This is a genomic window from Cytobacillus sp. FSL R5-0377 (assembly GCF_038004385.1).
Classification (GTDB): Bacteria; Bacillota; Bacilli; order Bacillales; family Cytobacillaceae; genus Cytobacillus.
Genome location: NZ_JBBORA010000001.1, coordinates 4,108,724 through 4,128,727, shown reverse-complemented (window position 1 = coordinate 4,128,727; position 20,004 = coordinate 4,108,724). Strand labels below are relative to the sequence as shown.

Annotated in this window: 21 protein-coding genes and 1 riboswitch; of the genes, 2 read left to right on the top strand and 19 right to left on the bottom strand. The window is 40.6% G+C overall.

The window, feature by feature from the left end:
• Positions 1 to 49: 49 nt before the first annotated feature.
• The 3 genes from NSQ49_RS21075 to ku all read right to left on the bottom strand — a co-directional run bounded on the left by NSQ49_RS21075 (position 50) and on the right by ku (position 2,327).
• Positions 50 to 595, bottom strand: a complete 546-nt coding sequence (locus tag NSQ49_RS21075; RefSeq protein ID WP_159870312.1) for a glycerol-3-phosphate responsive antiterminator — start codon at positions 593 to 595, stop codon at positions 50 to 52.
• 65 nt (positions 596 to 660) lie between these two features.
• Positions 661 to 1,320 (bottom strand): phosphatase PAP2 family protein, encoded by a 660-nt coding sequence (locus NSQ49_RS21070; RefSeq protein WP_159870309.1) that lies wholly within the window; start codon positions 1,318 to 1,320, stop codon positions 661 to 663.
• A gap of 152 nt (positions 1,321 to 1,472) precedes the next feature.
• Positions 1,473 to 2,327 carry a non-homologous end joining protein Ku gene (ku, locus tag NSQ49_RS21065; RefSeq protein ID WP_159870306.1) on the bottom strand — a complete coding sequence of 285 codons (855 nt, stop codon included), beginning with the start codon at positions 2,325 to 2,327 and terminating at the stop codon, positions 1,473 to 1,475.
• A gap of 143 nt (positions 2,328 to 2,470) precedes the next feature.
• On the opposite strand from ku, the gene NSQ49_RS21060 reads away from it, so the two are divergent.
• Positions 2,471 to 4,309 carry a DNA ligase D gene (locus NSQ49_RS21060; RefSeq protein WP_159870303.1) on the top strand — a complete coding sequence of 613 codons (1,839 nt, stop codon included), beginning with the start codon at positions 2,471 to 2,473 and terminating at the stop codon, positions 4,307 to 4,309.
• 17 nt (positions 4,310 to 4,326) lie between these two features.
• Here the strand turns inward: NSQ49_RS21060 and dapF are convergent, their stop codons facing one another.
• From dapF to ribD, 7 genes are all read right to left on the bottom strand, one after another.
• Positions 4,327 to 5,310, bottom strand: a complete 984-nt coding sequence (dapF, locus tag NSQ49_RS21055; protein ID WP_159870300.1) for a diaminopimelate epimerase — start codon at positions 5,308 to 5,310, stop codon at positions 4,327 to 4,329.
• A 124-nt stretch (positions 5,311 to 5,434) separates the two neighbouring features.
• The gene (locus tag NSQ49_RS21050) at positions 5,435 to 6,679 is read right to left on the bottom strand and encodes an EAL and HDOD domain-containing protein (RefSeq protein WP_159870297.1); all 1,245 of its coding nucleotides are present in this window, start codon (positions 6,677 to 6,679) and stop codon (positions 5,435 to 5,437) included.
• A gap of 170 nt (positions 6,680 to 6,849) precedes the next feature.
• Positions 6,850 to 8,148, bottom strand: coding sequence for an NCS2 family permease (locus NSQ49_RS21045; RefSeq protein WP_159870294.1), 1,299 nt, complete (start codon positions 8,146 to 8,148; stop codon positions 6,850 to 6,852).
• Positions 8,149 to 8,472: 324 nt separating this feature from the next.
• Entirely contained in the window at positions 8,473 to 8,949 is a 477-nt protein-coding gene (gene ribH, locus NSQ49_RS21040) for a 6,7-dimethyl-8-ribityllumazine synthase (RefSeq protein WP_159870291.1), read from the bottom strand.
• A gap of 13 nt (positions 8,950 to 8,962) precedes the next feature.
• The gene (locus NSQ49_RS21035) at positions 8,963 to 10,156 is read right to left on the bottom strand and encodes a bifunctional 3,4-dihydroxy-2-butanone-4-phosphate synthase/GTP cyclohydrolase II (protein ID WP_159870288.1); all 1,194 of its coding nucleotides are present in this window, start codon (positions 10,154 to 10,156) and stop codon (positions 8,963 to 8,965) included.
• 25 nt (positions 10,157 to 10,181) lie between these two features.
• Positions 10,182 to 10,838 (bottom strand): riboflavin synthase, encoded by a 657-nt coding sequence (gene ribE / locus NSQ49_RS21030; RefSeq protein ID WP_159870285.1) that lies wholly within the window; start codon positions 10,836 to 10,838, stop codon positions 10,182 to 10,184.
• Positions 10,838 to 11,935, bottom strand: a complete 1,098-nt coding sequence (gene ribD / locus NSQ49_RS21025) for a bifunctional diaminohydroxyphosphoribosylaminopyrimidine deaminase/5-amino-6-(5-phosphoribosylamino)uracil reductase RibD (RefSeq protein ID WP_159870282.1) — start codon at positions 11,933 to 11,935, stop codon at positions 10,838 to 10,840. Before ribD ends, ribE begins: the two co-directional genes overlap by 1 nt.
• 142 nt (positions 11,936 to 12,077) lie before the next feature.
• Positions 12,078 to 12,373: riboswitch (FMN riboswitch) on the bottom strand.
• 127 nt (positions 12,374 to 12,500) lie between these two features.
• Between ribD and NSQ49_RS21020 the strand changes: the two genes are divergently transcribed.
• Positions 12,501 to 13,322, top strand: a complete 822-nt coding sequence (locus NSQ49_RS21020; RefSeq protein ID WP_159870279.1) for an EcsC family protein — start codon at positions 12,501 to 12,503, stop codon at positions 13,320 to 13,322.
• Positions 13,323 to 13,340: 18 nt separating this feature from the next.
• Here the strand turns inward: NSQ49_RS21020 and NSQ49_RS21015 are convergent, their stop codons facing one another.
• The 9 genes from NSQ49_RS21015 to NSQ49_RS20980 all read right to left on the bottom strand — a co-directional run bounded on the left by NSQ49_RS21015 (position 13,341) and on the right by NSQ49_RS20980 (position 19,994).
• Positions 13,341 to 13,916: a TlpA disulfide reductase family protein gene (locus tag NSQ49_RS21015; protein WP_159870276.1), complete on the bottom strand. Its 576-nt coding sequence runs from the start codon at positions 13,914 to 13,916 to the stop codon at positions 13,341 to 13,343.
• Between the two features lie 85 nt (positions 13,917 to 14,001).
• Entirely contained in the window at positions 14,002 to 14,583 is a 582-nt protein-coding gene (locus NSQ49_RS21010; protein WP_236566326.1) for a hypothetical protein, read from the bottom strand.
• Between the two features lie 370 nt (positions 14,584 to 14,953).
• Positions 14,954 to 16,294 carry a S8 family peptidase gene (locus NSQ49_RS21005; RefSeq protein WP_159870270.1) on the bottom strand — a complete coding sequence of 447 codons (1,341 nt, stop codon included), beginning with the start codon at positions 16,292 to 16,294 and terminating at the stop codon, positions 14,954 to 14,956.
• 272 nt (positions 16,295 to 16,566) lie between these two features.
• Entirely contained in the window at positions 16,567 to 17,412 is an 846-nt protein-coding gene (locus NSQ49_RS21000; RefSeq protein ID WP_159870267.1) for a patatin-like phospholipase family protein, read from the bottom strand.
• Positions 17,413 to 17,505: 93 nt separating this feature from the next.
• Complete coding sequence (locus NSQ49_RS20995; RefSeq protein ID WP_159870264.1) at positions 17,506 to 18,282, bottom strand: ABC transporter permease; 777 nt, start codon at positions 18,280 to 18,282, stop codon at positions 17,506 to 17,508.
• Positions 18,279 to 19,184, bottom strand: a complete 906-nt coding sequence (locus NSQ49_RS20990) for an ABC transporter ATP-binding protein (RefSeq protein ID WP_159870261.1) — start codon at positions 19,182 to 19,184, stop codon at positions 18,279 to 18,281. The genes NSQ49_RS20995 and NSQ49_RS20990 overlap by 4 nt, the downstream gene beginning before the upstream one ends.
• 2 nt (positions 19,185 to 19,186) lie before the next feature.
• Positions 19,187 to 19,384, bottom strand: a complete 198-nt coding sequence (locus NSQ49_RS20985) for a PLDc N-terminal domain-containing protein (RefSeq protein WP_159870258.1) — start codon at positions 19,382 to 19,384, stop codon at positions 19,187 to 19,189.
• A gap of 121 nt (positions 19,385 to 19,505) precedes the next feature.
• Positions 19,506 to 19,640, bottom strand: a complete 135-nt coding sequence (locus NSQ49_RS26740) for a WYL domain-containing protein (RefSeq protein ID WP_251283595.1) — start codon at positions 19,638 to 19,640, stop codon at positions 19,506 to 19,508.
• A gap of 111 nt (positions 19,641 to 19,751) precedes the next feature.
• A complete protein-coding gene (locus tag NSQ49_RS20980; protein ID WP_159870255.1) occupies positions 19,752 to 19,994 on the bottom strand; it encodes a hypothetical protein in 243 nt (80 codons plus the stop codon).
• Positions 19,995 to 20,004: the final 10 nt, after the last annotated feature.

The window sequence follows — 20,004 nt, the reverse complement described above, 5'->3', positions numbered from 1 at the left end:
CCTAGTATACAAATCTATGAAAACGTTGTCAAACTCTCCAATAACATTTTTATGAAAACTTCTCCCATAATTCAATTTTTGAAGTTGTAATGGCTGCGGCTCCTGCATCAAGCGCGCTCCTCACTTCTTCTTCTGAACGGATGAGTCCTCCTGCAAAAATAGGGGTATTCAAACGTTCGTTAACTTCTCTGATCATCCATGGCATGGCTCCCGGCAAAACTTCAATATAGTTCGGCCTGGTTTTCTCGATTAATTTATAACTCTTTTCGAGTGCATGCGAATCAATGAGGAAAATCCTCTGAACAGCAATTACTCCCTTTTGCTTAGCTTTCAGGATGACGCTGGATTTAGTAGAAATTAATCCATGAGGCTTATATTCCTGGCATATATATTCGACAGCATAGTCATCGCTTTTCAATCCATGAATCAGATCGACATGATAAATCATTTTTTTATTATGTGCCTTTGCCATCTGTGAAACATTCTTCAGCTGTGAAATATGCATATCAAGAAATACACCAATTTCATAAGTGCTTTTCAGGAATTTTTCAAATTCTTTCATATTGGATGAGGCCGGCAAAATTTTTTGATTCATTCTTTCCACTCCTGTTTCTGTTATTCCCCTATGTTATTAAGAATGAGTTTATTTCTCAATACCCATTATATATTTTTACGGTACTCATAATAGCGGAACCCGATGATCATAATTATAAGCCAAGCGCCACCGGCTGCAAAACCAGCAATTACATCACTTGGAAAATGAACACCTAAATAAATGCGGCTTAGTCCAATCATTATGATAAAGCAGCATAGCATAAAGGTCCATGCAGCCTTCCAGCGCTTTCTTTTTGCCAGATGAATGATTATATAGGCAAGTGAGCCATAAAAAATAAAAGATCCCATCGAGTGCCCGCTCGGGAAACTGAATCCGTGCTCTTCGATCAGAGGTTTGATATCCGGTCGCTCTCTTTTAAAAATCCATTTCAGCAGCAGGTTAAATAGTGCGCCGAATCCGGAGGAAAGAACCATGAACCAGGCAAGTGATCTCTTTTTAAACAAGAACAAACCTACAGATGCTATAAGCACAGAAAAAGCCAGCCACTTTACCGACCCTAAAAAAGTAACCACACTCATATATTCTGTGATCCTGGGAGAAATAAAAGCCTGTACGTAATCGATCACAGACTCATCGAAACGAGTTAACTCATTTTCCTTTAATTCGTCCACTATTTCTATAAAAAGCAGCAAAAACCCACCAAGTACTGCAGCTGCCAGCGCTAAATAAAAAATGCTTTTCAATGTTAAATTTTTCAATTCCATATCTTCAAATCCTTTTTCTTAAGGGATTACCACCCATTCGAGTTATATGAACATTTTTTCGAAGGTTATCCATAAATTCCCTCGATTTTTCTTTATTATGCTGTTCTGCAGTAAAAAACCGAGTTTGCATCAGCAAATTCGGTTTCCATGCATCATGCTTGCTTTTTAACTTTAGTCTTTGTAGAAGCACGCTTCTTTTTAGCTGCAGGTTTTTTTGCTGTTGCTGCATCACCGGGCTTCGTTTTATCAATTGATGCCTGCAGGGCAGCCATAAGGTCAGTAACATTTGCCGCAGGCTCTTTTTCAACAGGTGTGACTATATCTTTGCCAGTCCGTTTAGCTTCGATAAGCTCCAAAAGGGCCGTCCGGTAGTCATCATTATATTTTTCAGGTTTGAATTCTGTGGTTAATTGATCAATTAGCATGATGGCCGTATCAATTTCTTTATCTGTCACATTATCTTCTGCAGGGACATTTGGCACATCAGCAGCCTTACGTACTTCATCAGGGTAATGGATCGTTTCCATGACAAGAGTGTTTTCATATACACGGACTACAGCCAGCTGCTCTTTGGAACGGATGATGATTTTTGCCAGACCTACTTTTTCAGAAGTCTCGAGGGCTTTTCTCAGAAGAGAATAGGCTTTTCCACCACCGTCTCCAGGGGACATATAGTAAGTGCGATTGTAATAAATCGGATCAATTTCCTGGATTTTTACAAAGTCCATAATTTCTACAGCTTTATCCTCATTTTCCTGTTTCAGCTTTTCTAAATCCTCATCCTCTAAAACAACAAACTTTCCCTTTGTGTATTCATAAGCTTTTACAATATCTTCGTTCTTAATTTCCACTTCACAAACAGGGCATGTTTTCTCATACTTTATTGGCGAATGGCATTCCTTATGAAGATTTCTAAGCTTAATATCCTTATCTTCTGTAGCTGAATGCAGCTTTATTGGTATATTCACCAGCCCAAAACTGATGCTTCCTTTCCACATTGTATGCATAGTCTGACTCCCATTCATTTTGATGTAGTAGTCATAATTTGTGTATTTATAAAATCTGAGATACGCAAAAAGAATTGGAAACTGAGTAGTTTTGGCGGGAAATGCCAACACTATAATGACGAATGTAAAGGAGGCCAAATTAAATGAGACCTATGCTTCCTACATTAACTTTCGATGCTCCCAAAGAGAAAGAATGGCTGTTTGAAGCAAAATATGATGGTTTTAGAGCGATCCTGCACTGGGACAAGGAACTCAGACTGACAAGCAGGAACGATAAACCTTTATTGGATCTTTTCCCGGAGATTAAGGCTTTTTTGGAAAATCACAGGGATAAATTCGAACCGCACCTTCCGCTTGTATTAGATGGAGAACTGGTCTTGCTTGAGAATGCCTATAAAGCTCATTTTGGGTCCATTCAGGTCAGGGGCAGAATGAGATCTGAAAAAAAGATTCTTGAGAAAGCTAAAACAGCTCCCTGTCGTCTCCTTATCTTTGACATCCTAATGTTAAAAGGCAAAAAGATTCGCGATAAAGAGTACACTGCCAGGAAAGCAGAGCTTGAAGCTTTGTTTAAAGACTGCAATTTGCCTTTAAAACCTGACGAAAAGGATGGCAGATTGATACAATTAATCCCCCCATACCGCAGTTTTAAAGAACTTTGGGAAAAAATTGTCCTTCATGACGGCGAAGGAATCGTGGCAAAGCAAATCAAAAATAAATGGGAAGAAGGAAAGAGATCCTCTTTATGGCTGAAATTCAAAAACTGGAAATACGTTTCCTGTTTTATAACTGCTTATGAAAAATCAAATGGCTACTTCTATGCAGGCGTTTACCAGGGGGATTCTGTAATAGGAATCGGACAATTTCTATTTGGATTGAAGCCCGATGAAAAACAAGCTCTTTTTCAAATAATCAAAGACAATAAAACGGATGAAAACAATCAATTTATATATGTAGAACCAGCAATTTGTGTGGATGTTAAGTATCTGGAGATTTATGAGGAACAAATGAGGGAGCCGCACTTTCATCAGTTTCGTTTCGATTTGAAGCCTGATGCCTGCACTTATGATCAATTTATACAGCAGCAGAAAAATCTGCCTCCCGAGATAGAAATCACCCATCCGGAAAAGCCATTATGGGAAACACCAGCTATACAAAAGATTGATTATATTCACTTTTTAAGAGAAATTGCACCCTATATGCTGCCATTCTTAAAAAACAGGCTGCTAACCGTTATCAGGTATCCGCATGGTATTTTTGCAGAGCCCTTTTACCAAAAAAATTGCCCGGATTATGCACCGGATTTTGTGGAGACGGAAATGTCAGAAGGTATTGATTACATAGTCTGCAATAATTTAAAAACACTTTTGTGGCTTGGCAACCAGCTGGCTTTTGAATATCATATACCGTTCAAAACGAATGCAAGCACCGGGCCAAGCGAAATCGTATTTGATCTGGATCCGCCTTCCCGGGAAGCTTTTCCGGTGGCCATTAAAGCTGCTGTTTATATTAAAGAGGTGCTTGATCAGCTGAAGTTGGTAAGCTTTGTTAAAACATCCGGCAATAAAGGGCTGCAAATTTACATTCCCCTTCCGGAAAATACTTATACCTTTGATGATACACGGCTGTTCACAGAGTTCATTGCCCAGTATCTCATAAACAAAGACCCGGATTCTTTTACCATTGAAAGACTAAAGAAAAACCGGGGCGGTCGGCTTTATGTGGATTATATCCAGCATGCAGAAGGAAAGACAATCATAGCCCCCTATTCACCCAGAGGAAATCAATCAGCAACAGTTGCGGCTCCCTTGTTTTGGGAGGAAGTTAACGAAAAGCTGACTATGGAAAGATTTCAAATAACCAATATGATAAAAAGAATAAACAGTGATGGCGATCCTTTTAACACTTATTTTCAGACAAAGGAAATTCAGCCTTTTTCACCCGTGCTGGACTTTTTAAAGGAGCACAATAAAAAAGGATAAGGCTTTGGCGCCTTATCCTACAACCAATCTTTAAGTACTGACTGAGCATATTCCTGAAGTTTAGCATATTGCTTAATTTCTCCAGTATATTCCTCTTTTGGGGAAAGGGAAAACTCTGCAGGGTTTTCCATGCTGACTTCTGCTTCACAGCGGTAAACATAGCTCGCATTCCCAATTAAGTCAATGGTCTGCCTGCCATTCTTTTCATGGACTACACAGCGCACTTTTCCTCCATTATTATAAACCTCTACAGGCTCTTCTATTTTATTCAGCCCATTCATGCAAGTTACAAGTGTCGAAGCGGACATGGCCGTGCCACAGGCATTGGTAAATCCTACTCCCCGTTCAAATGTCCTTACATAAATTTGCCCTTTTTTTAACGGCTTCACAAAGCTGACATTGACTCCATCAGGAAAGAATTCATTCGGCCCGTTCAGAAATTCGCTGATATTTTTTTGAAGGTCAGATGCTATTTGCTCTTTCTCCACTAAAGATACAAAATGAGGATTAGGAACTGCTAAGGCTGTGAATTCTAAATCATCTGATATCCCGGTGACTTTTTCATTAATTACAGTGTCTTTATCGAGTACTAACGGAAGATCCTTCAGGTCAAACGAAACAGGTGAAATTTCAACCAGATACGTCGGAATGTCTTCAAAGATGTCTTCCTGCTTTTTCACCTGCAGATCAGCTTTCATGGTCTCAATGATAGCTTCTTTCAGCCCAAGAAGTTCGCAGACATAACGGGCTACGCATCGCAATCCATTACCGCACATCGAGGCCTCTGACCCATCCGGATTAAAAACACGCATCCTTGCATCTGCTTTATCGCTTTTTAATACGAAAAGAATTCCATCCGAGCCAAGCTCAGTGCTGCGGTCGCAAATAGCTCTGGCAAGCTCCGCACGATTATTTTCTGTAAAATGATACGTATTGGAAATCTCATCTATAATAAAGAAATCATTTCCTGATCCATGACATTTCAATAATTCAATATTCAATGTAATACCTCCAGACCAATAGTCATTCAACTTATAAATAAGAGTGCCATAAAAGCTTTTATTATTCAATAAGGTTTTCTGTTTAATATAGACTTTAGAATATAATTCTATAATACTTGCATCTTTAATTTGTAATCCTTTCAGGGTTTAGCAGCTGACTGGCCCAGGCTAATGCTTCTGAATAGATCTTAAAAATAGTTCTTTCATCAACGCTCAGCTTATTGCACATCTCACTGATTCTGCTCCATTGTGCTTTCTCTACTGCTATGGCAAGATCAAGTATTTCTTTAAGATTATTATTTTCTCCTTGGAGTGCTTCACAAATATCATCCTGCAGTGGAAGCTCATCAAGAATTTGCTTCATCGGGATACTAAGCAATGAATCCATCAATGAAAACATCCCAGTCATAAAATAGCTTGACGAAACGCTTTTTCCGGTTCTGAGTCTGCCAATTTCCTCACACATTTTTGCACGAGTCATGGAAAACCTGATGGTCTCTTCGGCCAATTGCGAGTCTTTTACAATATTTTCCCTTACTGCCAATACATAGATCCACTTTTCCAGTTCGATCAATCCAAGCAGAACTATTGCCTGCCGGATTGAATTTATCTTTTGCTTAGGACGATAAGCCGGTGAGTTTATCAGCTTAAGCAATTTATAGGACAGGGATATGTCACGCTCTATTAATTCGGTTATACGGTCGAGACTAGGCTCCTCCTTTGACAGGTTTTGGATCATCTCATAATAGGATTGAAAATATACCGGTACATCATGTGTCGACATAATCACAGGCTTTTCAAAAAAATAACCCTGGAAATAATCATATCCCTTACTTTTAGCTTCCTCGTATTCCTCTCTTGTCTCAACCTTTTCAGCTATTGTTTTTATTCGGAGCTGATTCACAAGCATTTCTATTTTTTCGCGCATCTCCTTTGGAGTGTTAAGAAAATCCACCTTTATGATGTCGGCATATTTTAGCAATTGCCTTGCAAAGGGATTAGTTTCATTGAATACATAATCATCCAGGGCAATCTGATAGCCAAGCTCCTTTAAATCCCTGCATATCCTTACAAGCTCCGCACTTGGCTCTACCGTTTCAAGGATTTCGACGACAATTTCCCGAGGCCTGAAATAGGCAGGCACTCTCAGCTTAAGCAATTTTTCCGTAAAATTTATAAAACATGGCTTTCCTTCAGAAAGCTGGTCGATTCCAATATTTAAAAAACTATTAATGATAACCTCAGCCGTAGCCTGATCTTCATTTATATCAGGAAAGGCATTCACCTGATTATTTCTATACAAAAGCTCATAACCAAACACTTCTTCCTTTGAGTTGAAAATTGGCTGTCTTGCAACAAACACTTCCATTGACATACCTCCGAAAAACCTATTACTATAGACTTATTTTAACTCAGGTTAGTTAATCCGCGTGTCGAAACTTGCTGAATAAATAGGAGTTTTTAAGTTTTTCGCAAGATCTTCCCTTTTTCAGATAAAGAAAAAGGATGCCTCATATAAGGGGCATCCCATTATCTATATTAACTAATCACATGAAAAACAAAGTTAAATAAAAACAAAGCAGCTATAACATATAAAGCAAAAGAAACTTCCTTTGCTTTCCCTATCGAAATCTTTAAGATTGGATAAAGAATGAACCCAATGGCAATACCGTCTGCAATACTATAAGTGAACGGAATCATGGCAATGATAAAAATTGCCGGAAAGCTTTCGCTCATATCCTTTAAATCAAGATTGCGGATGTTCTGAAGCATCAGTCCGCCAATAATGATCAGAATAGGGGCAATTGCGCTGTTGGGGATCAGCTTAATAACAGGAATAAAGAAAGCGGATAGCATAAACAGCATACCGGTTGTAACTGCTGTCAATCCTGTACGTCCTCCTGCAGCCATGCTTGCTGCACTTTCAACCGTTGCTACAGTAGGACTTGTCCCAAAAATCCCGGACAATAAAGCGGAAACAGAATTCGCCTGAAAAGCACGCTTAAACTGTTCCGGCCTGTTAATAAAACCAACATGCCCATGGACTAATCCGATATTTTCAAATACCAGAACCATTGTCAAAGAAAAAATCGCAATCCAAAAAGTGACGGAAAGCAAGTTATCAAATGACATTGCTCCAAATACTTCCATATAATCAGAGAGTGCGAATGACTTTTCATCAGTCTTTTGCACATTTATCAGCCCAAAAGCCCATGCGATCAGTGTCCCTGCAGCAACAGTAATTAAAAAGTTGCCAGGCACATTCCGCATGAATAAAATGATTGCCAGCAGGAACGTTAAAATTGTTGCAAGCACTTGCGGGTCTCCAAGTTCACCTAAAGCAATAATGGAGTTTGTCCCTTTTTCAACGATTCCGCCTTTTTCAAGTCCGATCAGCATCAGGAAAAGTCCCAGTCCCACCGTTATCGCTTCTTTAAGTGAATGAGGAATCGATTCACTTAATGTCTTAGCAAATCGTGAAAAAGCCACGAAAACAAAGATCAGACCGGATATAAACACTACAGCCAATGCTTCCTGCCAGGATAAGCCCATGGACTGAACCATCGTATATGAGAATAAAGCATTAATTCCCATACCAGGCACGAGGAGAATTGGTACATTTGCCCAAAACCCCATGATCAGACACCCGACCACCGATGTTATAATGGTTGCAAAAATAGCTGCTTCCAAAGGTATCCCTGCTTCAGAGAGAATTAGAGAGTTGACTGCGATAATATAAACAATCGTAAAAAAGCCGATTGTCCCAGCCATAACCTCCTTTTTAACAGTTGTTCCATTTGAATTCAGCTGAAAAAGCCGGTTAAACCACTTAATCATATTTACTACCTATCTATTCAATTAGCCCTCTCCCTACCCGCTCTCCCCGCGTGTAAAAATACGGGTGAGCCACAAGCAGTATTTTATCAAAAAAAAATCATTCTGCCAATAGAAAGGTCAGACGTCTGTTCAGATGAATCAAAAAAAATCAGCGAGAATGATCCCGCCGATTTTGATAGATAACAGTGCAGCATTATACGCCTGTTACGTTTAGGTGCCGCTTTGGCAAACATATGAACCACTATTCCATTTTATGTGCCACTTTAACTCATTTATGTGTATGAATCAAATTATATCTGCCACTTCTTTATAATGTATGAAATCTTATTCACCATCAGATAACTGTCTGTATAGATTGCCCATTTCAATGGCTCCGACAGCCGCTTCCCATCCTTTGTTTCCTGCTTTTGTGCCGGCACGTTCAATAGCCTGTTCAATCGTGTCAGTTGTAAGTACGCCGAAAATAACAGGAACACCGCTTTGCAATGCTATGTTCGAAACTCCTTTTGCCACTTCCCCGCTGACATAATCAAAATGCGGAGTTGCACCGCGGATCACCGTGCCAAGTGTAATGACTGCATCATATTTACCTGATTGGGACAGCTTTTTAGCTGCAAGCGGGATTTCGAATGCTCCAGGAACCCACACTACCGTCACATCTTCTTCACTCACTCCATGGCGCTTTAGGGCATCTTCCGCTCCGCTTAATAGCTTGCCAGTTATGAATTCATTAAAACGTGATACAACAATTGCCATTTTTAATCCTGTTCCTACTAAATGTCCTTCGATAACCTTTTTCAACTCTAATCGCTCCTTAAAATTGTAATAAATGCCCAAGTTTAGTTTTCTTTGTTTTTAAGTAATTCTCATTTTCTGTTTTAGCAGGCATTTGGAGAGGAACCCTTTCGGCAACCTCCAGTCCATAGCCTCCAAGTCCAGCAATTTTCCGTGGATTATTAGTCAAGAGGCGCATCTTTTTAACTCCCAGATCTCTTAGAATTTGTGCACCTACCCCATAATCACGAAGATCGTCCTTAAACCCGAGCTTATGATTTGCTTCAACAGTATCATAGCCCTCTTCCTGCAGCTTATAAGCTTTCAGCTTATTGATTAGGCCAATACCGCGTCCTTCCTGCCTCATATATAGAAGGATTCCACGGCCTTCCTTCTCAATCTGTGCGAGCGCTGCTTCAAGCTGGGGTCCGCAGTCACATCGGTTAGACCCGAATACATCTCCTGTCAGACACTCCGAGTGAACACGAAGCAATACGGGTTCGTGTTCATCGATTTCACCCTTTACTAAAGCAACATGGTCTTTTCCATCCACAGTGTTCGTATAGCCGACAGCTTTAAAATTTCCAAATTCTGTCGGAAGCTGTATTTCCACTTCCCTTTTTACAATAGAGTCGTGTTTCAGTCTATACTCGATTAGTTGTTGAATTGTGATCATTTTCAAATTAAATTTTTCTGCTACTTTTTCAAGGTCATCCACACGCGCCATTGTCCCGTCATCTTTCATGATCTCACAAATAATTCCTGCTGGAGCAGCCTCGGCAAGACGAGCCAGGTCTACTGCTGCTTCAGTATGGCCTGCTCTTCTAAGAACTCCCCCTTTTTTCGCAACGAGCGGAAAAACATGTCCCGGACGGGAGAAGTCTGAAGGTTTGGCACCATCCTCAAGCATTTCCTTGATTGTGAAAGCACGCTCAAAAGCACTGATGCCTGTAGTCGTTTTTTCATGGTCAATACTGACAGTGAAAGCTGTTCCATGACTGTCAGTGTTCACCTCTGCCATAGGATTCAGTTCCAATTTTTCAGCAAGCTCCTCTGTAATAGGTGTACAGATTAAGCCTCTGCCTTCCTTAGCCATAAAATTGATGGTATCCGGTTTCGCATATTCTGCGATTGCCAGGAAATCCCCTTCATTTTCCCTGTCTTCATCATCACAGACTATGATGACTTTTCCTGCTTTTAAATCTTCCAGTGCCTCTTTTATTTCACTGAACATCGTTTAATACCACTCCTTTTGCTTATTATAAGAAGCCGTTATCCCTAAGGAATCCTTCTGAAATGCCTCCTTTAGGCTGCGTGGTCTCCTGCTGCTGCCTGTTCACAAAGGTATACAGATACTTGGCAAGCATGTCGAATTCGAGATTAACAATGTCGCCAACTGTTTTGAAGCCCAGTACCGTTTCACTGGCTGTATGAGGAATGACCGAGACAGTAACGGTATTGTCTTCATTGCCGAATACAGTCAGGGAAATCCCGTCCACTGCGATAGAGCCTTTCATGATAAGCAAGTGGCTTAAGGCAGGAGGTACAGATATTTGAATATAAATGGCATTTTCACTCGCTGACTTTTTGAGAATCTGACCTGTTCCATCCACATGCCCTGTTACAAAGTGACCGCCAAAACGGCCATTTGCCCTCATTGCCCTTTCCAAATTGACCTTTGATCTTTCTTTAATAGCTGAAAGCGATGTGCTTTTGAACGTCTCCGGCATGACATCTGCTGAAAATCCATTTCTGGCAAATTCCGTAACAGTGAGACAAACACCATTTACAGAAATACTGTCTCCCAATTGAACATCTGATAAAATTTTGGAGGCCAGAATTGTCAGTTTCATCGCTTTTCCTTGCTGAACTACTTTTTTTACTGTTCCAAGCTCCTCGATAATTCCAGTAAACATTATTGCTTGGCCTCCCTCAGTGGTTTTGCGGTAATTTTAAGATCGCTGCCAACCCTTTTAATCTCTGTGAACACAAGCCTAGTTGCATCTTTCACAAAGTCGGCACCAACACCCCCAATAAATGGAATCGCCTGATTGCCGCCAATAATTTTGGGAGCCATATAGAGAATTATTTGCTGAAAGCAGCCTTCTTTTATAAATGAAGCATGGATCTCAGATCCGCCTTCAACAAACAAGGTCATAATGTTTCTTTCACCTAAATTTTTCAATACATCTTTAATCGGCACCTCATTTGCAGGAAAAGAAATGACTTCTGCATTTAGTTTCCTTATTTCCTCTGCTTTTGAGGCATCAATTTCGCAGCCGGTAAAGATAATGGTCTTAACAGACTGATCGCGGATGACATTTGCATCAGCCGGAATTTTTAGATTTGTATCTAAAACTACACGAATGGGATTTTTTCCGCCTTGGGGCAGCCTGGCGGTTAAAAGGGGATTATCGTGAATGATGGTATTTATGCCTGTAAGTATAGCGTCATGTTCATGCCGTAGAAGGTGTACATCCTGCCTGGATTCTGGAGAGGTAATCCATTTGCTGTCACCGGTTTTTGCAGCTGTTTTCCCATCAAAAGATGAGGCTGCTTTAATGGTTACGTATGGTGTCTTTGTTTTTATAAAATGAAAAAATGGTTCATTGAGAGCATCTGCTTCTTCCTTCAACAGGCCGGTCACCACTTCAATACCGGCATCCTGCATCCTTTCAATTCCTTTTCCTGAAACGAGAGGATTGGGATCGGCAGAAGCAATAAAGACCCTTTTAATTCCTGAATTAATAATTAAGTCTGCGCAGGGCGGAGTTCTTCCAAAGTGGCTGCATGGTTCAAGAGTGACATAAATATCAGCGCCTTTAACCCTTTCTCCAGCCGCAGCTATCGCATGGACTTCTGCATGGGGTGTTCCCGCTTTCAGGTGAGCACCCATTCCCAGAATTTCACCGTTTTTCACAACAACTGCACCCACCTGCGGATTCGGACTGGTTTGGCCTTTAGCTGCCGCTGCCAGACTGATGGCTAACTTCATATATTCCTGATGGATCAAATTTTCTGCATCCTCCCTTCCTTACTATTTCTCCAAATTAAGTATAAAACGGCAAAACCCCGTACACCAGATAGGTGAAACGGGGCAAAAACACATGACGAAATAAGCGTTTAAAAAGACTTTTTTTAACGCATCATTATAATCATTCCTTCTCCCATCCAGACTTTCACTGTCGGCTTTGGAGTTTCACCAAATCCACCGGGTTTATAAGAAAAGCTCAAGCGCCTCGTTCACCCCCGACAAGCACAAGACGAGCCTCCCAGAAAAGGCGTCTTTTGCCTTTTTGAGAGGATTGGCTTGTGACCTCGAGGGGGTAGGCGCTGCTAGACAATAATTAGAAAAGCTCAAGCGCCTTGCCTTATAAAGCCGGGTCACGGACTAAGAGGGCGTACCCTCATCACCGCCGGTTGGGAATTTCACCCTGCCCCGAAGGAAATCCTATTCTATTATAGAAATCTTACCATGAATTATCACATTATACAAAGAGAATTGTTTTTGAAAGAATTGAAACCTTTACTTCGATACGCCGTATAGTTAATTATAGAAAAAGGAGAGGACTTTTATAATGGAGGAACCAAGAGAACATCTTATCAGCGAGTTAAGAAAATGTGAAGAATGGGAAAAAGAACAAGGTGATTTATGGTTTTGGGAGAAGCTGGGCAGACTCCCTTTTAAGCTTATTGATAGATTTACACCTGAGTTCATACATAAAAAGGTTGGAGTGATCCTTGATGAGCTTGGGACATATATTCAATCAGGAGGAAGATATTTAAGTTCAGCTTCCGCGTTAAAGAATTATTATCCTGGACAAAACATTCATACCTTGCAGGATGTAGAAGCCCTGCCCCTATCAATAATGGATGTAGCCGCTGAAAGGCTAAGCTCTAACCGTAAAAGAGCAGCAGCATTGCAGGGTGCGGGTACTGGTGTCGGAGGGATTTTTACCCTGACCATTGATATCCCCCTGCTTCTTGGCATTCAGCTGAAAACTCTGCAGGATATCGCGATTTGCTATGGCTTCGATCCTGCTGATAAAAACGAAAGAATGTTCATTGTAAAGATTCTTCAATTTGTTTCCAGTGACATTGTTGGAAAAAAAGCCATTCTGCAGCAGCTTTCCATGTTCGGTTCTAAAGAATCAGGGCCAAAAAGGGAAGTCGTTTCCGAACTTCAGGGATGGAGAGAGGTTGTGTTTTCTTACAGAGATCAAATTGGCTGGAAAAAACTTTTCCAACTGATCCCGATAGCCGGACTGTTGTTTGGGGCTTTCATCAATCGATCAGCCGTTAATGATATTGCCGAAGCAGGTATTATGCTATACAGAAAAAGAGTAATCGTTAACCGCCTTTACCAGAATAGGATGACAGAAATAAAACCGGAGAGCTGAATGGCTCACCGGTTTTATTTAAGGAAGCTTTTTGATTTCCTTCTCCATATATTCTTCATTTAAAGCTCCCAATACTTTTTCTCTGATAACACCATCGGAATCAATAAAATAGCTTGTAGGATAAGCCATTATATTATAGTCAGAACCCACAATTCCCTTTACATCCATAGGAATTGTAAAAGTCAGACCCAGCTCTTTCACGAACTTCTCAGCGTCTCCATTATTCTTTTCTGTGTTTGTAAGATTTACGGCTAAAATATCAAATTTATCATCTTTGTACTTTTGATAAAGCTTCTCCATATGCGGCATTTCTGCACGGCAGGGAGGACACCAGCTAGCCCAGAAGTTTAAAAGGATTGCTTTGCCCCTGTAGTCGCTGAGCTTTACCGGATTTCCTTCCATATCTGTCAGTTCAAAATCCGGAGCAAGATTTCCTTTTTCCAGACCAATAGGCAAATCCTCTGGATCTTTTATTTTATCGTATTTTTGCATTTGTCCGGCCTGCTCTACTACTCCCTTTTCTTTAAGAATGGTTTTGTCTACAATAAACAGCAAAAGAACAATAACTGCAGCAGCCAGTAAAAACTTTTTCATTCCAACACCTCAATACTGATTTCCCTGTAAGCTGAATTTATCATACTATATGGGGAATACAGAATCTACATATGTGCACTGGATTTTAGTGATTGTGATATAGAAAAAGAGCCGCAAAAATGGCATAAATTCTGCATTTTTCTTTTGGAGCCAGACTCTCTTTAAAAGAGAGCACCGGTGTATTTGGATCCTTAAAACGCTCTCCCCACTCAAGTGGCATCCACCCTTTGCGAAGGCGGGCAGCTCTATGCGATTGTTCATCCAGAACCTGCAAATCCGTGTGTAAATAGGTTTTAGGAACTGTATAATGAATAGCTCCATTTTGAAACACGACAGTGGTTCCAATTTTTCTTATTTCGATTGTTTCCCTGTATTCATCATTTGAGGAGATAATTTCGATGCCACTCCTGCGGATTAAGATGGAAACTTCAAGATTTTCTGCTTGGTCATAGATCCCCAGCCTCGTTGGAAAGATACGGTCAAGAAAATAAGGCAGAAACCAGCGGATCTTTCGCATTTTCATATCCCTGATTTCGCCTATTTGACTTCCATCAGGATCAAACAAAACCATCCTGAGAGAAGGGGCAGGCAAAAAAGCGATCAGCACATTTGAGTACTGCAAAATAGGCAGAAGGGCTTGTCCTTGGTAATAGTACTTACTTAACACTGCCTCATCCGCCCTTTGCTTATTCAGCAAATACATTTGATGGCATAAAAAACTATAAAAAATAAAAGGGATTAATAGAATAATGAAATGTGTGCCCTGAAATTTATTCATAAACAACAACAAGAAAAAAAATGGGGGCACTAGTGCTGTGAGGCTTGCATTTAAAGAGATATCGGCTGTTTTTTGGTAATAGTGCTGGATATTCATCAGTATGTCTCCCCTGCTATATTTGTTTCTCTTCTTTATTCTATTAATCAGGTCCTATAAAAATGAATTCTGAAAGGATTTTATTGTCGGAAGCTCTTTTTATTTGCAAAATTCCCTCAAAAATAAAGCTGACGGAAAGTTTCCGCCAGCTTTATTAATTGAATTATTTTAACGCATTAACTGCATTTATTAGCCCGTGGCCTGACTGCTCATCATACCCAGGCTTAAAGATATCTTCTGATGAAGTTTGAATGATGTGCTTAACTTGTGCGGGAGAGATTTTGTCTTTTCCATGTTTTGCGATGATCACACCAGCAAGTGCCGCAACTTTCGGGGCAGCCATTGAAGTTCCTCCCTTATAGCCATAGCCTCCGCCAGGGATTGTCGCTAATGCCAAGTAGGTACTATCCCTGCCAGCTCCGGTATTTGGATCATAGTTTGGTCCCAAGTCCCCGCCTGGAGCCATAACATCAATTTTGCCGACACCATAGTTGGAATAGAAAGCAAGATTCTTTAAAGCTCCGCCTGCAGACACCCGAATCATCAGCTGACTGCTTGGACTTCTGTGTGTGGCACCATTATCAGAACCAGAAAGTTTCCCCGGACTTTTTAAATCAACACTATCATTCCCTGCTGAACCAACTACAGTTACACCTTTTTGAATCGCATATTTAATAGCTCTGTTAAACATTTGCACGTCTGCTACAATATCCTTCGTTGCATACTCAGGATTCTGGAACCAGTCATATCCGCCAAGGGACATGTTGACAACATCGACATTATCATCTGCAGCTGTCATTAAAGCTTCGGCAATATGTGAAGTAGCTGCTCCCCCTTCAGGACCGAATACACGGTAAGCCGCTACCTTTAAGTCTGGTCCAACACCCATTGTTCTTCCTTTTGCTGCAATGGATCCCGCAACATGTGTACCATGGCTGTTTTCATCCATTGGATCTGGATAGCCGGGAACAAATGATTTACCATATGCATAATTTTCTTTCAGGTCAGGGTGATTATAGTCAATACCTGTATCGATTACCCCAACAACGATATCTTTGCCATCAGCAGACTTTCCTGTTCCTCCTGGAAGATTCCAGGATACACCATCATTTGTTACTTGTTTGATATCCCACTGCAGACTGTTATATAAATCCGCACCATCTAATGGAAGATCTGCTTCCACTGCAGGAGCTTCTGGATATATGACATTTTCAGTGCCAGCAGCCGATACAATAGAAGACTTTCTGATTTCATAAAGAAAATTAGGATTAGATGAAGAAACTTCAACTGCTCCTAATTTATTCAGCTTATTCTCTACTTGCCCTCCAGCCTTTTTCACTAAATCAGCATACCCTGAAGGAAGCTTAGCTTCATCTTTAAAAACAACCAAATAGTTCTTTTCAGCAGCTTGGGCTTGTCCTGCGCCTGCAGAACACGCAAAAACAGCTGAAGCACATAACGCAAAACTTAACGCACCCGTTACGATTCCCTTTTTCATGTTCATTTTGTGTATTGACCCCCTTATAATTTCTAATTTTCATTATATTCAATATAAATTAACCAGCAAATCTTTGTTATTCGACACACTCCTGTGCAGAATAAGCAAAAGACACAACATAAAACTCATGTTATTAATATTAAATTCCATATATTCACACCAATTTAGGTATATTAGCACTATATACAACAATACCCTTATATTTTTCTATTTCCTCAATGTCGAAAAGATAAGTGTTTTGTCCTAAAACATAAAAAACCGCATCGTGATCGATACGGTTAAAATGAGATGATTCTTTCAAATGATTTTCTTGCATCTTCGTAACCTTGAAGATACAACTTTTCCAGTTTTTGAGGATTTCGTTCCATCCTTCCCACTGTTAATGGTTCCTGCGGCTGGACGACAAGGACTGTCCCCTTCTTTTCTTCCTCTTCTACATAGCGCAGGGTCTCGTTATAGGTTCGATACCGATTTGCCAGTGCTTTCTGCAGCCCTGTGTAATGCGGGTATTTCCTTTTTACCATAAAAGCAAATTTCGAAGGTCTCTTTGAGTATCCCCTGTTTCTTGTTAAAATCACTATATTTTTTTTGAAACCATCCTGCTGTGCTTTTTTGATTGGTATTGGATCACTGATCCCTCCATCCAGGAGGACCTTGTTTTTATAATCTACCTCAGGAGCAATAAATGGAAGGGAACTGGATGCTTTTAAAACCTGGAGCATATCTTTCCCATAGTCTTGTTTACTAAAATAGACAGGTTTGCCTGTATGGCAATCTGTTGTTCCAATTATAAATTCAGACTGGTTATTATAAAACACTTCGTAATGATATGGGACAAGTTTATTCGGTATTTCATCAAAAATAAAATCCATTCCGAAAAACTGACGCGATTTAAAGTAATTGCGCCATGAGATATATCTGGGATCTGTTACATAATCCACATTAACAATTCTATTCCTGCCCTTTTGTTTGGACAAATAAGAGGCTGCATTACATGCCCCTGCAGAAACACCGATAACATAAGGAAAGCTAAGATCCTGTTCAAGAAAATATTCGAGAACCCCGGCTGTATATACTCCCCGCATTCCTCCCCCTTCAAGCACAAGACCCGTTTCACTAATCACCCTGCATCTTCCTTTCTGTCTTTTAAAGCTATACTACCAAAATATCAGCCTCTCAAATACAAATTTGCCCAAAAGGAAGGAACTTGCATGAATTCATGCAAGTTCCCTTCGTTTAAAAATCGCAATCGATGCAAACATCGAAAATATAATGATAATGACAGATACAATGATACTCGGCAATAATTCATCGGGGAAATGACCGCCTATGAAAAAGGAATTTGTATAAGCAAAAAGCAGGGCCGGACTCCACTCCAGCACGTGAGAAAGCGAATTGCTTACAAGAGTTAAAATGACTATTGCCCCAATAGTAAAAAATCCAACCGCTCCAGGCGATTTAATAAAAGTGTTGAAGAGAATTACTATAGTGATAATAAGGGTAAGCCAAATGCCATAAACAAAAAAGGATTGCAGAAAATCGGAAAAAGGAATAAATTCAAATAATACGCCCACATAGTACCAGGAGAGGAAGTAACCTAAAAAATATGATAACCATATTAGGATCATTAAACTGGCCCACTTAGCTGTTACAAACCCGGTGTATGACACAGGCTTTACAAGGATTAGCCCTGCAACACCGCTTTTCCTTTCACCGGCAATGGTTCCCATTGCAATGAAAACAATAATTAGCACACCAAGCGTATTATACTGGCTGAGAGCAGCAGCAAGTGCTTCACCTGCTGAAGGAACAGGAAGCTCGATAACTGCCCCTTCAGGCAGCCCGCCAATTGAATCAATGATTTGAGGCAAATAGTATAAGGTCAGAGGCTCTTTTACAGCTATTAAAATAAAAGTCAGCGGCACCCACACCCATTTGAAGTTTCTGGCAAGCTCCAGCATTTCTTTTTTTAATAAAGTCACCCATTGCTTCATTTCTTCACCACCTTCATGAAAACATCTTCAAGGCTCGTTCTGCTGATTTCAAACTTAACCAGTGGCCATTTCCGATTGGTTATTTCAAATAAAAATAAAGCCCTTGCTTCTTCAATATCCTTTACACAAAAGCTTGCACGATCTCCGTCCAATTCCATTGAAGTTACTTGCGGAAGCAGTGACAGTTCTTCAGCATATTCCCGGGCATCTTCTTTAAAAACCAAGTCAATCTTGGCTTGCTGATGTTTGGTTCTAAGGTCTGTCAATGTTCCAGACTCAACCAGTTCACCATCATGGAGGAATAAAATTTCATCGCATATTTCTTCTGCATCGTTTAGAATATGGGTGGAAAACAGGATTGCAGTTTCTTTTTTCAGCCTGTTCAACAGCTCCAGCACTTCCCTGCGCCCAAAAGGATCAAGGGCAGAAACCGGTTCATCGAGCATGACTAGCTTAGGGCGGTGAATAATCGCCTGAGCGATGCCAAGACGCTGCTTCATTCCTCCCGAGTATTTTCCAATCCGGCGGTTTTTAGCTTCGGATATACCGGTAAGTTCAAGAAGGTCCGCTGCTCTGGCTTTGGCTTCTGCTTTGGAAAGGCCAGCAAGCTGACCCGCGTATTCAAGAAATTCTTTTCCTGTCATCCAGTCATAAAAAACAGGGAATTGAGGAAGATAGCCTATTAATCTGCGAAAATCCGATTTTTCTCCCCCTTCATACACGATCGAACCGGAATCGGGCTTCATCAGACCTGCAAGCATATTTAGTGAAGTTGTTTTTCCTGCTCCATTTGCTCCAAGGAGGGCAATACACTTTCCTTCCGATAATTGGAAGTCCAGGCCTTTTATGACTTCCTGATTTCTGAACCGCTTTTTAAGATTTGTTACCCTAACAACCGGCATAGTCAGCTTCTCCTTCCGAAAATAAAGTAAATGATAGGCCCAATCAGATTAATAAATAAAATGACGAGAGCCCATACCCACTTTGGTCCATTTGCTTTTTCTATTTTTATCAGGTCTATGATGGCAACCGCCATTATAATAAGCTGAATGAAGACAATCGGAGCAAAAATTGCCCAATTAATACTTTCAAATAATTCCATTATGATTTCCTCCTTAAGTGTTTTGTCATTCATATGACGTTCAAGTGCATAAATCGTTCAGTTATTTTTTCAAATAAAAAAACACTCCAGTAAAGGGGTGCTTCAAAAGTTAATTGACGGCTTAATCCGTTTCTTTTTCATAAACAGCCATCATCTGTTTGATTTCGTTTGTTACCTGATCAAGGAGTGAGGATGGTGAAAGCACTTTAGCCTGGCTGCCCCAGTTAAGAAGCCATTTGACAAGCCCATCTCTCACTTAAAGCATTGAGCTATATCGTCGAGCGTATATTCGTTTTCTTAATCGGTCTGCTCCCTCAAAACTTCCATTAGATTGAGCATGCGCTGTTTATCGAGTCTATTCATTACATCATCCCATCCCCTTATAATTATCCATTATAAAGAGCCCAGCGGCAACAGCCCTGGACTCTGTTTTTGGCATCCAGCCCCAGCGCCTCCCCTTCATGGTCACAAGCAGGTCCGCCCAGAAAAGCAATGACACCTTTCGGTACAAACCGACTTGCGCTTGAGGCACAAAGGACAAGGAAGGCTTCGTCAGCTTAACATAGCACCACCACAGCTTTTGGGAAGACGTACGTTCCTCTGTAACCATGGGGCTTCTG

What these genes read in the sequence shown, in the direction of transcription:
- NSQ49_RS21075 (WP_159870312.1), bottom strand. Translation starts at nt 595, where the DNA reads ATGAATCAAAAAATTTTGCCGGCCTCATCCAATATGAAAGAATTTGAA.
- NSQ49_RS21070 (WP_159870309.1), bottom strand. Translation starts at nt 1,320, where the DNA reads ATGGAATTGAAAAATTTAACATTGAAAAGCATTTTTTATTTAGCGCTG.
- ku (WP_159870306.1), bottom strand. Translation starts at nt 2,327, where the DNA reads ATGCATACAATGTGGAAAGGAAGCATCAGTTTTGGGCTGGTGAATATA.
- NSQ49_RS21060 (WP_159870303.1), top strand. Translation starts at nt 2,471, where the DNA reads ATGAGACCTATGCTTCCTACATTAACTTTCGATGCTCCCAAAGAGAAA.
- NSQ49_RS21050 (WP_159870297.1), bottom strand. Translation starts at nt 6,679, where the DNA reads ATGGAAGTGTTTGTTGCAAGACAGCCAATTTTCAACTCAAAGGAAGAA.
- NSQ49_RS21045 (WP_159870294.1), bottom strand. Translation starts at nt 8,148, where the DNA reads ATGATTAAGTGGTTTAACCGGCTTTTTCAGCTGAATTCAAATGGAACA.
- NSQ49_RS21035 (WP_159870288.1), bottom strand. Translation starts at nt 10,156, where the DNA reads ATGTTCAGTGAAATAAAAGAGGCACTGGAAGATTTAAAAGCAGGAAAA.
- ribE (WP_159870285.1), bottom strand. Translation starts at nt 10,838, where the DNA reads ATGTTTACTGGAATTATCGAGGAGCTTGGAACAGTAAAAAAAGTAGTT.
- NSQ49_RS21020 (WP_159870279.1), top strand. Translation starts at nt 12,501, where the DNA reads ATGGAGGAACCAAGAGAACATCTTATCAGCGAGTTAAGAAAATGTGAA.
- NSQ49_RS21015 (WP_159870276.1), bottom strand. Translation starts at nt 13,916, where the DNA reads ATGAAAAAGTTTTTACTGGCTGCTGCAGTTATTGTTCTTTTGCTGTTT.
- NSQ49_RS21005 (WP_159870270.1), bottom strand. Translation starts at nt 16,294, where the DNA reads ATGAACATGAAAAAGGGAATCGTAACGGGTGCGTTAAGTTTTGCGTTA.
- NSQ49_RS20995 (WP_159870264.1), bottom strand. Translation starts at nt 18,282, where the DNA reads ATGAAGCAATGGGTGACTTTATTAAAAAAAGAAATGCTGGAGCTTGCC.
- NSQ49_RS20990 (WP_159870261.1), bottom strand. Translation starts at nt 19,184, where the DNA reads ATGCCGGTTGTTAGGGTAACAAATCTTAAAAAGCGGTTCAGAAATCAG.
- NSQ49_RS20985 (WP_159870258.1), bottom strand. Translation starts at nt 19,384, where the DNA reads ATGGAATTATTTGAAAGTATTAATTGGGCAATTTTTGCTCCGATTGTC.
- NSQ49_RS20980 (WP_159870255.1), bottom strand. Translation starts at nt 19,994, where the DNA reads ATGGTTACAGAGGAACGTACGTCTTCCCAAAAGCTGTGGTGGTGCTAT.